The sequence below is a fragment of the Sphaerisporangium flaviroseum genome (genome assembly GCF_039537005.1).
Taxonomy (GTDB): Bacteria; Actinomycetota; Actinomycetes; order Streptosporangiales; family Streptosporangiaceae; genus Sphaerisporangium; species Sphaerisporangium flaviroseum.
On record NZ_BAAAZR010000001.1, the window covers coordinates 808,871 to 821,016 of the forward strand.

Annotated in this window: 9 protein-coding genes; 2 read left to right on the forward strand and 7 right to left on the reverse strand. The window is 70.3% G+C overall.

The window, feature by feature from the left end; translation table 11 throughout:
• Positions 1 to 45 precede the first annotated feature (45 nt).
• Positions 46 to 2,166: an MMPL family transporter gene (locus ABD810_RS03840; RefSeq protein WP_344934237.1), complete on the reverse strand. Its 2,121-nt coding sequence runs from the start codon at positions 2,164 to 2,166 to the stop codon at positions 46 to 48.
• A gap of 311 nt (positions 2,167 to 2,477) precedes the next feature.
• On the opposite strand from ABD810_RS03840, the gene ABD810_RS03845 reads away from it, so the two are divergent.
• The gene (locus ABD810_RS03845) at positions 2,478 to 2,987 is read left to right on the forward strand and encodes an NUDIX domain-containing protein (protein WP_344934239.1); all 510 of its coding nucleotides are present in this window, start codon (positions 2,478 to 2,480) and stop codon (positions 2,985 to 2,987) included.
• Here ABD810_RS03845 and ABD810_RS03850 read toward each other — a convergent pair.
• Positions 2,975 to 5,266 (reverse strand): rhamnogalacturonan lyase family protein, encoded by a 2,292-nt coding sequence (locus tag ABD810_RS03850; protein WP_425566843.1) that lies wholly within the window; start codon positions 5,264 to 5,266, stop codon positions 2,975 to 2,977. The two genes, ABD810_RS03845 and ABD810_RS03850, sit on opposite strands and share 13 nt — an antisense overlap.
• A gap of 268 nt (positions 5,267 to 5,534) precedes the next feature.
• Here ABD810_RS03850 and ABD810_RS03855 point away from each other — a divergent pair, with 268 nt between their 5' ends.
• On the forward strand, positions 5,535 to 7,511 hold the full coding sequence (locus tag ABD810_RS03855) for an APC family permease (RefSeq protein WP_425566844.1): 1,977 nt from the start codon (positions 5,535 to 5,537) through the stop codon (positions 7,509 to 7,511).
• A gap of 15 nt (positions 7,512 to 7,526) precedes the next feature.
• Here ABD810_RS03855 and ABD810_RS03860 read toward each other — a convergent pair whose 3' ends face one another.
• From ABD810_RS03860 to ABD810_RS03880, 5 genes are all read right to left on the reverse strand, one after another.
• Positions 7,527 to 8,489: a UDP-glucuronic acid decarboxylase family protein gene (locus ABD810_RS03860; RefSeq protein ID WP_344934243.1), complete on the reverse strand. Its 963-nt coding sequence runs from the start codon at positions 8,487 to 8,489 to the stop codon at positions 7,527 to 7,529.
• On the reverse strand, positions 8,486 to 9,502 hold the full coding sequence (locus ABD810_RS03865; RefSeq protein WP_344934245.1) for a glycosyltransferase family 9 protein: 1,017 nt from the start codon (positions 9,500 to 9,502) through the stop codon (positions 8,486 to 8,488). The genes ABD810_RS03860 and ABD810_RS03865 overlap by 4 nt, the downstream gene beginning before the upstream one ends.
• A complete protein-coding gene (locus ABD810_RS03870; protein ID WP_344934247.1) occupies positions 9,493 to 10,173 on the reverse strand; it encodes an SDR family oxidoreductase in 681 nt (226 codons plus the stop codon). The genes ABD810_RS03865 and ABD810_RS03870 overlap by 10 nt, the downstream gene beginning before the upstream one ends.
• Positions 10,174 to 10,246: 73 nt before the next feature.
• A complete protein-coding gene (gene rfaE2 / locus ABD810_RS03875; protein WP_344934250.1) occupies positions 10,247 to 11,596 on the reverse strand; it encodes a D-glycero-beta-D-manno-heptose 1-phosphate adenylyltransferase in 1,350 nt (449 codons plus the stop codon).
• Positions 11,593 to 12,144 carry a D-sedoheptulose-7-phosphate isomerase gene (locus ABD810_RS03880; protein ID WP_344934253.1) on the reverse strand — a complete coding sequence of 184 codons (552 nt, stop codon included), beginning with the start codon at positions 12,142 to 12,144 and terminating at the stop codon, positions 11,593 to 11,595. The genes rfaE2 and ABD810_RS03880 overlap by 4 nt, the downstream gene beginning before the upstream one ends.
• Positions 12,145 to 12,146 lie beyond the last annotated feature (2 nt).

The window sequence follows — 12,146 nt, forward strand, 5'->3', positions numbered from 1 at the left end:
CACGATCGCGGCGGGACTCCCGGCGCCGGCCGGAGTCCCGGTCGTTCATCCCACGGGGACCGGGAGGTCCTTGCGGGGAAGCGGCTCGTGGTCGTCGTCGTCACCGTGCGAGAGCTGCGGCAACCAGTGGAGCCAGCGCGGGAGGTACCAGTTCCAGTCGCCGAGGAGCCGCATCGTGGCGGGCAGCAGCACCGCCCGCACGATGGTGGCGTCGATCAGGATCGCCGCGGCCAGCCCGACACCCATCTGCATGAAGGTCAGCAGCGACAGGGTGGCGAAGGTCCCGAAGACGGCGACCATGATCAGCGCCGCGCTCGTCACGACGCCCGCCGTCGACTTGATGCCGAAGGCGACGGCGTCCTCGGTTCTCATGCCCCGGTCGAACGCCTCCCGGACCCGGCTGAGGATGAACACGTGGTAGTCCATCGACAGGCCGAACAGGATCACGAAGAGGAACAGCGGCAGCCAGTCGGTGATGTAACCCGTGGAGGTGAAGCCCAGCAGGCCCTCGCCGTACCCCTTCTGGAAGACCAGCACGAGCACGCCGTACGCCGCGGCCACCGACAGCAGGTTGAGCACGATCGCCTTGACCGCGACCACCAGCGAGCGGAACGACACCAGCAGGAGCAGGAAGGCCAGCAGGAGCACGAAGCCGAACACCAGCGGGATGGTACGGGCCAGCTGGTCGTTGAAGTCCATCGAACCGGCGGCGTTCCCGGTGACGTGGGCCTCGCCCACACCGGCGAGCGTCGCCGGCACGACCTGTTCCCGCAGCGTGAGCACGGCGTGCTCGACGGCCTCTCCCTCGCCCTTCAGCCCGACGGAGATCCTCGCCACGGTCTTGTCCGGGTTGACCTCGACGCCGAACGGTTCGTTGGCCTCGCCGGTGGCGAACGCCTGCTGCTTGAAGCGGTCGATGGCGGCGGTGACCGCGGGAGCCGTGACGTCCGCGGCCTTGAGCACGATGACGGCGGGCTCGTTGCCGCCGGGGAACGCCTGGTCGATCCGCTTGAACGTCTCGGCGATGGCGTAGTCGCCCTGCAGGTCGTCGATGGTCTGCGAACCGGTGCGCAGCGTGAAGGCCGGCACCGCGAGGGCCAGCAGCAGGCCGCCGGAGATCAGGGCGGAGACCAGCGGACGGCGCAGGACCCCGGTGAGGACCGTGTTCCAGAAACGGCCCTCCCCGTTGCGCCCGCCGAGCTTGCGTGCCCAGGTGACCCGGCCCCGGGTCAGGACCCGTACGGTGCCGTGGATGAGCCGTGCGTCGATCTTGTCGCCGATGAGGGAGAGCAGGGCGGGCAGAACGGTCAGCGAGCCGATCATGGCGGTGACGACGACCAGGATCGTGCCCTCCGCGAAGCCCATGAACGTGCCGTTGCCGGTGAGGAACATGCCGGCCATCGCGACGATGACGGTGATGCCCGAGATCAGCACGGCCCGGCCCGAGGTGGCCGCCGCGATCTCGATGGCGCGTTGCTTGTCGCGGCCCTTCGCCCGTTCCTCCCGTTCCCTGCGGATGTAGAAGAGCGAGTAGTCGACGCCGACCGCGAGGCCGATGAGCAGCATCAGGTTCGGGGTGGCCTCGTCCACGTGCAACAGCTGGCTGGTGAGCGCGAGCAGTCCGGTGGCGCCGATGATCGCGGTCATCGCGAGCGCGAGGGGGACCAGCGCGGCGAGGATCGCGCCGAAGGCCGCCAGCAGGATGCCGAAGGTGATGGGGAGGGAGAGTTGCTCGGCGCGGACGAAGTCCTTGTCGATGGCCTCACCGATCAGCTTGCCGGCGCTGGCGCCGCCCGCCTCCTCCACCCGGAGCTCGGGGTACGCCTGCTGCACGCCGGCGACGGCGGTGAGGACCGGTTGCACCCGCTGGTCCGCGCTGCTCGCCTCGCCCTTCATGTCGAACTGGACGAGCGTGGTGCGCTGGTCGGGGGTGATCGGCGACGGCTCCTTGTCGTACGGCGTGCGGACGTTCTCCACCTGGCCGGTCGCGGTCACCGCGTCCTTGAGCCGGGTGACCGCCTCGCGGAACCGCTGGTCCTTCACTCCGAGCGTGCCGTCCTTCGACTGGACCAGCACCACCTCGCCCGCGACGTCCTTGAAATGGGCGCCGTCCAGAATCTGCCCGGCTTTCCGGGAATCGCCGTTCTGGTTCTCATAATCCTTCATCTTTGCCGTGCCCACGGCGTTACCCGCAAATGTGGCCACCGCGACAAAGGCGACCCAGATCATAATCGCCGCCCAACGGTGGCGCGCACTCCATCCGCCTATCGAGGCGGCCAGATTCCTCCGGCGTCCCATTAGCGTCTCCCCAGCAGTCGTTTTCTCTGAAGGTAGAAGCCAGGACGGGCCATTACATCGGCCATGAAATCCATATCGAAGGTAGTACGAAGGGGGTAGGGAGGAGTCGTCCTTCCGACTTCAGGTCTACGGGATAGCCCTTAGGGAACGGTAGGGTCACCCTGACATACGGTCGGATCATGCCTCTGATGCCGCCGGACGACTTCTACGCCCAGCTCAACAAGGCCCTCTTGGGAGCGGCAGCGTTCATCACCGATCCTTCGGACCGGGTGCTGCTCGTCAAGCCCAACTACCGTGATCACTGGCTGTGGCCCGGCGGCCACGTGGACGAGGGCGAAACCCCTGACCAGGCGTGCGCGCGGGAGCTCATCGAGGAGCTGGGGCTGAGGTTGCCGGTCGGCAGGCTCCTCGGCGTGCACTGGGTGCCGCCGTTCGGCGACCGCCCGCTGCCTCTGGTGGACTTCCTGTTCGACTGCGGGGTGGTGCCGGGCCGGGACGGGATCATCCTTCAGGAGGACGAGCTGGACGAGTGCGGTTTCTTCGAACCGGACGAGGCGAAGGCTCTCATGCCCTCCTACCTCCTCTGGCGGCTGCGCACGGCACTGGAGGCACGAAACCGGGGGACCACCTACTACCTCACAGGTGGCACCCCCGGCTTCGAGGGGGGACGGGCCGGTCAGGGAACGTAGATGGCCGGCTGGGCGGGGGTGGACATGCCGTTCCCGATGAAGAAGCTCGGGTGCGGCGGCTGGTTGTAGGCGGTGTTCTGCCAGGCGATGGCCTCGCGGTACTGGATGTCGTGCATCAGCGTGAAGACGCGCCGGTCGGTCACGCTCGTCGTGGAGTAGACGCGAAGGGCCGTGTTGCCGCTGGTCGGCCAGACGACCTCCTCACGCCAGTCGCCGAGCAGGTCGCCCGACAGCGACGGCGTCGCCTTGGTGCCGTTGTTGGAGTGGACGCCGGAGGCCGTGAGCAGCCGGCTGTCCCCGCCGGTCGTGTACTTGGCGATGTAGGTCTGGTCGAGCAGCTCGCGCAGCGGGTCGCCGTCCCACCAGGACAGGAAGTTGATCGAGCCCGGCTTGGCGCCGACGTTGGCGCCCCTGGTGTTCAGCAGGCCGGCGGCCGCGGCGGACCACGACTCGGCGCCGGGACTGCCGGAATAGATGTCGGCGGAGACCCCGCGCCCGTTGTCGCCGCTCGGTGCGGTCTGCCACAGGACCTGGCCGGTGCGGGCGTCCGCCATCCACGAGCTTGGCTTGCTGGCGTCCTCGTCCACCTTGAAGAGCTCCAGACCGGACCGGGAGGGGTCGAGGTCGCCGACGTGCATGGCGTCACCGTGGCCGTTGCCGGTGTTCCACAGGCCCCTGCCGGTGTCGTCCACGCACATGGCGCCGTAGACGATCTCGTCCCTGCCGTCGCCGTCCACGTCCGCCACGGAGAGCTGGTGGTTGCCCTGGCCGGCGTACGAGCTGTTCCCCGAGGAGTTGGAGTCGAAGGTCCATCGCTGGGTCAGCGTGCCGTTGCGGAAGTCCCAGGCCGCGATGACCGTACGGGTGTAGTAGCCGCGGGCCATGATCAGGCTGGGCCTGGTGCCGTCCAGGTACGCCGTGCCCGCGAGGAAGCGGTCGACCCGGTTGCCGTAGCTGTCGCCCCAGGACGACACGGTGCCGCGCGCCGGGTTGTAGTTCACGGTCGACAGCGCCGCTCCGGTCTGGCCGTTGAACATGGTCAGGTACTCGGGCCCGGCCAGGACGTAGCCGGAGCTGTTGCGGTGGTCCGCCGATGAGCTGCCGATGACCCGGCCGGTGCCGTCGACGGTGCCGTCCGCGGTCTTCATGGCGACCTCGGCCCTGCCGTCGCCGTTGTAGTCGTACACCTGGAACTGCGTGTAGTGCGCGCCGGCCCGGATGTTGCGCCCGAGGTCGATCCGCCACAGGCGGGTGCCGTTGAGGCGGTAGGCGTCGATGTACACGTTGCCGGTGTAGCCGGACTGGGAGTTGTCCTTGGCGTTGGTTGGGTCCCACTTCAGCACGAACTCGTACTGGCCGTCTCCGTCCAGGTCGCCCACGCTCGCGTCGTTCGCGGTGTAGGTGTAGGCGACGCCGTCGGGTGTCGTGCCACCGCCCGGCGGCTGGATCGGCACGTCGAGGTAGGTGCCGCCCCCGAACCTCAGCGAGGCCTCCGACGCCGCCTGCTCCGCGCCGTTGACGACGGGCCGCACGGTGTACGAGGCGTCGGCCGCGGCCCCGCTGTCCAGGTAGTTCGTGGATCCGGTGATCGGCGAGGAGTTCAGCTTCGTCGAACCGCGGTAGAGGTTGAAGGCCACGCCCGATGGGTCGGTGCCCAGCATCCGCCAGGAGACGAGGTTGCCGCTGCCCGAGCGGACGCTGATGAGGCCCCGGTTGAGCCTTTCCGCCTGGCGGGCGTTCGCGGGCCTGGGCGTCGAGGTGGGGGTGACGGTCGGCGTCACCGTGGGAGTGGCGGTCGGCGTCACGGTCGGGGTGACGGTGGGCGTCACGGTCGGGGTGACGGTGGGCGTCGGCCCGGCCGAGCCGGTGCAGGTGACGCCGTTCAGGGCGAACGAAGCGGGGACTGGGTTGCTGGAGTTGTTCCACGAGCCGTTGAAGCCGAAGGACGCGCTCGCGCCGGTCGCGAGGGCGGCGTTGTAACCGGCGTCGGCCACGGTCACCTGGGTGCCGCTCTGCGTCGCCGTGGCGTTCCACGCCTGGGTGACCTGCTGGCCCGCGGTGAAGTTCCACACCAGATCCCAGCCGTCTATCGGGTCGCCGAGGTTGATAACGCTCACATTGCCCGTGAAACCTCCCGCCCACTGGGATGAGACGGCGTAGTCGACCCGGCAACCGGGCGCGGCGGCGTGGGCGACCACCGAGGTCACGCCTAGCGCGATCGCGGCGGCCGTTCCCATGACCAGCAGCCGACCGACCGGCGATTTGCCGATTTGACGCATGATTCTCCCTTCCCGATGATTCATCAAAACGTTTTAATCTCTGACGCAAGGTAGGACCCGCCAGGGGGCTCGCTTTTGGCGCGGATCTGACCGGAAGCTAGATGACCCCGCCCTCAATCTCCATCGACGAGGCGTTTGCGCATCAGCGGGAATCGGAGCGACCGGCGAGGTCACCCCGTGCTCACCTGGGGGTATCAATTCGACGCCGTGAATCCTCTGAATGAGAAGTGCTGAAACTTTCAACGGCCGAGCGGACCTACGACGGGGAGTGACGGTTTTGGGTACGAGCCCCGACGCGGCCGGGAACGGAGGTCACGGCGAGGACGGGGTAGTCCTCCGGTGGGGGCGGCCGCTGTCGCGGTGGCTCCTCGAAGGACCGCCGACCAAGGACGCGCACGCCACTCCCGTCAAGCGGCATCCCTGGTGGCGAGTCATGTGCCTCACCGGGGTGGATTACTTCTCGACGCTCGGCTACCAGCCGGGCATCGCCTTCCTGGCCGCCGGCCTCCTGTCGCCGATCGCCACGCTGGTCCTGGTGGCCGTCACGCTGCTCGGCGCGCTACCGGTCTACCGCCGGGTCGCGGAGGAGAGCCCTCACGGCCAGGGCAGCATCGCCATGCTGCAGCGCCACCTGCCGGGGTGGCCGGGGAAGTTCCTCGTGCTCGTGCTGCTGGGCTTCCTCGCGACCGACTTCATCATCACCATCACCCTGTCGGCCGCCGACGCCGCCGCGCACATCATCGCGAACCCGATCACGTCGGCCGTCCTGCGCGACCACCGGATCGGGGTCACGCTGCTGCTGATCGCCTTGCTGGGGGTGGTGTTCCTCGCGGGGTTCGGCGAGGCCATCGGCATCGCGGTGGCCCTGGTGACGGTCTACCTGACGCTCAACCTGGTCGTCGTGGTCGTGGCACTCCAGCACCTCATCAGCGACCCTGGGCCGATGCTCCGCTGGGAGGCGCTGCTGACCATGCGCTATTCCACCCCGCTGGTGATGATCGGTGTGGCGCTGCTGGTCTTCCCCAAGCTGGCGCTGGGACTGTCGGGCTTCGAGACCGGTGTGGCCGTGATGCCGCTGATCCGGGGCTCCCGTGAGGACGATCGCGAGGATCTCGCGGGCAGGATCCGCGGGGCGAAGCGCCTGCTCACCACGGCCGCATTGATCATGAGCTTCTTCCTCATCGCCAGCAGCTTCGCCACGGCCACGCTGATTCCGGCCAGTGAGTTCCCGCCGGGCGGCAAGGCCAACGGCCGTGCGCTGGCCTATCTCGCCCATGCCTACCTGGGGCAGAGGTTCGGCACCGTCTACGACATCAGCACGATCAGCATCCTGTGGTTCGCCGGCGCGTCGGCCATGGCCGGCCTGCTGACGGTCGTGCCGCGCTACCTGCCGCGATATGGCATGGCTCCGCATTGGGCGGCGGCGACCCGCCCGCTGGTCCTGCTGTTCACCGCCGTCGCGTTCGGCATCACGATGATCTTCAAGGCCGACGTCGACGCCCAGGGTGGCGCGTACGCCACGGGCGTACTGGTCGTGATCCTCTCCGCCGCGCTGGCCGTGACGCTCTCGGCCCACCGGCGGCGTGACAGAGGAGGCCTCGTCCGCTTCGGCGTGATCACGCTGGTCATCACCTACACCACGATCGCGAACATCTTCGAGCGACCGGAGGGCATCAAGATCGCCTCGTTCTTCATCGGCACGATCATCATCACCTCCTTCATCTCTCGTGCCACCCGCTCGCTCGAACTGCGGGTGGAGGAGGTCAGGCTGGACGAGCGGGCGCGGGCCTTCGTCGAGGAGGTCGCCGCGTCGGGGGAGCTCGTCCTCGTCGCCACCAACCCCGACGAACGCGGGCGCGTCGACTACCACAGCAAGGAACGGCGGTCCCGCCGGCTGCACCATCTCCCGCCGGGCGTCCCCGTGCTCTTCCTGGAGGTGACGATCGGCGACGCCTCCGAGTTCAGCAGCACGCTGGAGGTCAAGGGCGAGGAACGGGAGGGCTGCCGATTCCTCACCACCAGAAGTCCTTCGGTGCCCAACGCGATCGCCGCCATCCTGCTTCACCTGCGGGACATGACCGGTCTCATCCCTCAGGTCTACTTCCACTGGCCCGAGGGCAATCCGGTGCTCGCCCTGCTCGGCTACCTCGTCCTCGGCGGCGGGGAGGTTCCCCATCTGACCCGTGAGATCCTCCGCAGGGCGGAGCCCGACGCGGACCGGCGCCCTCAGGTCCACGTGGGCTGACCGCGCAGCATGCGGTCAGGACGCCGGGCGGTCGGTCGCCAGCAATTCCCGTTCGAACCAGGAGATGGTCCGGCGAAGCCCCGTGGTCACGTCGATCTCCGGCCGCCAGCCGAGCCGCGTGTAGGCCAGGGACGTGTCCGGGCGGCGGACGGCGGGATCGTCCACCGGCCGGTCGACGAACGCGATCGGCGAGGACGAGCCCGCCAGATCCCGGATGATCGTGGCCAGCCGGACCATGGTCAGCTCCGACGGGTTGCCGATGTTCACCGGGCCCTCGAAACCGCTGGCCGCCAGGGTGAGCACGCCGTCCACGGTGTCGTCGACGTAGCAGATCGACCTGGTCTGGCTCCCATCCCCGGTGACGGTGATGGGCTCCCCGTTGATGGCCTGCCGGATGAACGTCGGGATGGCGCGCCCGTCGTGAGGCCGCATGCGCGGGCCGTAGGTGTTGAAGATCCGTACGATGGCCGTGTCGACACGGTGGGAGTTGCGGTAGGCCGTCGTCAGGGACTCGGCGAACCGCTTGGCCTCGTCGTACACGCTGCGCGGCCCCACCGGGTTGACGTTGCCCCAGTAGGTCTCGCGCTGCGGATGCTCAAGCGGGTCCCCGTACACCTCGCTGGTGGAGGCCAGCAGGAAACGGGCCCTCTTCTCGCGGGCCAGGCCGAGGGCGTGCAGCGTGCCGATGCTGCCCACCTTCAGCGTGGCGATCGGATGGCGCAGGTAGTCGGTGGGCGACGCCGCGGAAGCGAAGTGCAGCACCAGGTCCACCTGGCCGGGCACGTGGACGAAACCCGTGAGGTCGCACTCGATGAGACGGAATCTGGGCCGCCCCATCAGGTGCTCCACGTTGGCGGGTGAGCCGGTGAGGAAGTTGTCCATGCAGATGACGGAGGCGCCCTCGGCCAGCAGTCGCTCGCACAGGTGCGAGCCAAGGAATCCCGCGCCTCCGGTGACGACGACCCGCTGTGCTTTCACGGGACACTCACCCCAATCAGGTTCACGGCGGCGTCCAGGACGGCCTCCGTGCCGATCTCCAGCAGGCCCGGATCGGGCCGGTTGCCATGGGGATCGCCGTAGCTCCCCGCCCACAGGGCGACATGGCGTCCGGTGGACGGCGGTCCCCACTGTTCGGGCGACACCGGTCCGAACAGCACCACCGACGGTGTGGCGAGTGCCGTCGCCAGGTGGGCGACGCCCGTGTCCCCGCAGACCACCAGCCCCGCCCCGGCGACGACCCGTGCCAGGTCCACCAGCCGCGTGCGCCCGGCGAGCACCGCCTCGTGGGGCAGTCCGGCGAGCGTGCCGACCCGGAAGGCCAGGGACCGTTCCGTCGCGTTCCCGGTGAGGAGCACCCGATGCCCCCTCTGGTGCAGCGCGGCGGCCACCTCGGCGAACCGCTCGGCGGGCCAGCACCGGGCCCGCGACGACGCGCCCGGATGGACGATGACGTACGGGCCCCCGTCCACGGCGGACGCACCGGACACGTGGGAGCCGGCGGTGTCATCGGCGGGCGGGTCGAGGAGGAGGTCGGCGGTGTTATCGGCGGGCGGGTCGAGAAGGAGGTCGGCGGGGTCGGCGGCGAGGCCGTACCACTCCAGCAGGTCGCACCACCTCCGCACCTCGTGCGCCATCTGCCGCCAGGGCGGGCCGTCCACGCCGGGGAACTCCGGGTGGGCATGCGTGAGCAGCCGTCCGGGACGGGTGCGGTTCAGCGCGACGATGCTCTCCGGCCCCCGGCCGTGCAGGTTCACCGCGACGGCGGGCCGGTCCAGGGGCACCGGTCCCGGACCGGACATGTCGACCAGTTCGTCCACGGCCTCGATCAGGGAGACCAGATCCCCCAGGGCGGCGGGCGCGGCCAGCACGATCCGGTGTTCCGGATGGGCCCGCCGCAGTGCCCGCAACGCGGGAACGACCGTGAGCAGGTCCCCCACTCCCAGCCCGCGCGACACCAGCAGCACGGGCGCGTCCGGCCGGGTCACGGCCATGACGTCTCTGTGGAAGGGCAGACCACCAGCTCTCGTATCTCACAGCCGGGCGGCTGGCCGAGCGCGAACACGATGGTCGCGGCGACATCCTCCGGCTGGTTCAGGCGGACGTCCGGCCCCGGCCGGTACCGCTCGTCCCGGCCGTCGAAGAAGGGGGTGTGCATGCCTCCCGGCACCAGCAGCGTGACCCCCACCTCGCCGGCGAGCTCGGCGGCCAGGGCCCGGGTGAACCCCACCACGCCGAACTTCGCGGCACAGTACGCCGTGGCGTCGCCGACCGCCCGGATGCCCAGCGTCGAGGCGCAGGTGATGACACGGCCGCCCGAGCGGCGCAGGTACGGCAGGGCGGCGCGGACCACCGACGCGGTGCCGAGGAGGTTGACCTGGATCACCCGTTCCCAGCCGGTCGCGGGCACCGCCGACAGCGGCCCGCACATGTCGATCCCGGCGGCCGTCACCACGCCGTCCAGGCCGCCCCCCCGCTCGGCCAACTCCCGTACCGCCCGTTCCGCGTGTTCACGGTCGGCCAGGTCGGCTACCACGTGGTCGACGCCGTTCTCGGGCGCGTTGACGTCGATCACCAGCGGCCTTCCGCCGGCCTTGGCGACCGCGGTGACCGTGGCCTTCCCCAGGCCCGATGCCCCGCCGGTGACCAGGATGTTTCCGATCATGACCGTTACTCCTCGGTTGAGGGGGGCTTCGATTGCCTGTACAGCCGTGATCACCGGACCGCCGAGGGCGCCGTCACATCACCTCCTGCGCGGCGGCGATCAGACCGGTCGTGGAATGGCCGGGTACGGAGGGCAGGACGACGATCTCACCGCCGGTGCGCCGGACCGCCTCGGCCTCGGGGAGGTCCAGTCCCGTGTAGTCGCCGCCCTTCACCCACACATCGGGACGGAGGCGCTCGATGAGCCGGGAAGGGGTGTCCTCGGTGAAGACGATCACCCCGTCCACGCACCCGAGCGCTCGAAGGATCTCCACCCGGTCGCGTTCGGCGACGACCGGGCGGCCGGACCCTTTGAGCCGGCGGACCGAGTCGTCGGAGTTGACGCAGACGATCAGCGCGTCACCAAGGGCCCTGGCCTGCCGCAACAGGCTGACGTGGCCCGCGTGGAGCAGGTCGAAGCACCCACCGGTGGCGATGAGCCGGCCGCCCGTCGCCCGTACCAGGGCCGCCAGTTCCACGGCCGTACGCGGCCGGTCGCCAAGCGTGGGCTCGGGGAGCCGGATCGCCGCGGCCCCGCCCGACTCCACGAACCGCGTCGCCTCGACCACCGCGACCGTCACCGCGTCCTGGATGGACGCCCCGTCGCGCAGGGCCAGCGCGGCCGCGGCGGCGAACCGGTCACCCGCCCCGCAGGCGTCGCTCCCGGTGACCGGCGCCGGTGGCGGCACCCGGGCGATCCGTCCGCTCCGGCTGGCCAGCACGGCGCCTTCCCTGCCCAGCGTGACCGCGACCGCGCCCGCGTGAAGCTCGCGCACCAGGTGCCGGGCGGCCAGCGCGGGGTCGCCGTACGGCTGCCCGCACAGGACGGCGGCCTCCGCCTGGCTCGGGGCGACCAGGGCGCAGCCGGGGATGGGAAGCGATCCGGAGGGGTGGGGGTCCCAGACCACCGGCACGGTGAGGCCGTTGAGCAGGTCGCGGACGGTCTCGCTCGCGCCGCGCCCGTAGTCGGACACCAGCACCGCGCCGGCGTGCCGCAGTGCCCTGGCCGCCCGATCCCCTTCGGGGCCGCGCCAGGCACGCCCGTCGCCGGTGTCGATCCTGAGCAGGGTCTGGCCCCGGGCGCGCACCCGCGTCTTGCGGGAGGTGTTGCCTCGCAGCGGCAGCCGTACGACCTCGGCGAAGCCGGACAGCATGGCGTGCAGGAGGCGGCCGGACGCGTCCTCGCCCAGGGCGGTGATCAGCACGACCTCCACTCCATCGCGCGCCGCGAGCAGGGCCGCGAGCCCCGCGCCTCCGGGACGGCGATGCTCCGAGCGCCCGCGGACCACCGGGACCGGCGCGTCTGGGCACAGCCGGTCCGCGTCACCCTCGATGTCCGCGTCGAGCAGCGAGTCGCCGACGACGACGATCGGCCCGGCCGTCACTCCTCAGGCCTTTCGAGCACGTCACAGAGCATGTGGATCACGGCGAGGTGGACTTCCTGCACGGTCGCGGTGTCTCGCGAGGGAACCGACAGCACCTCGTCGCATAGCGCGGCCAAGGGGTTGGGCGCCGGCCCGGTCAGCGCCCAGGTGATCAGGCCGCCCGCTCGCGCCACGCCGGCCGCCGCGAGGACGTTCGTGCTGGCCCCGCTCGTCGACAGGCAGAGCAGTACGTCGCCGGGGCGTCCGTGCGCCCGTACCTGACGGGCGTACACCTCGTCGGCGCCGAAGTCGTTGGCGATCGCGGTGGAGGTCGAGGTGTCGGCGTGGAGGGGGATCGCCGCGTAGGGGCGGCGATCGGTGCGGAAGCGGCCGACCAGTTCGGCCGTCAGGTGCTGCGCCTCGGCGGCCGACCCACCGTTGCCGCAGGCCAGAAGCCGCCCGCCGCCGGTCAGCACCTTCGCCAGCGTGCGGCCCCAGTCGTGGATCTTCGGGGTGTCGGCGTTCACCGCGGACAGCGCGTCGCTCAGGCGCGAGAGATGCGGATGCATGG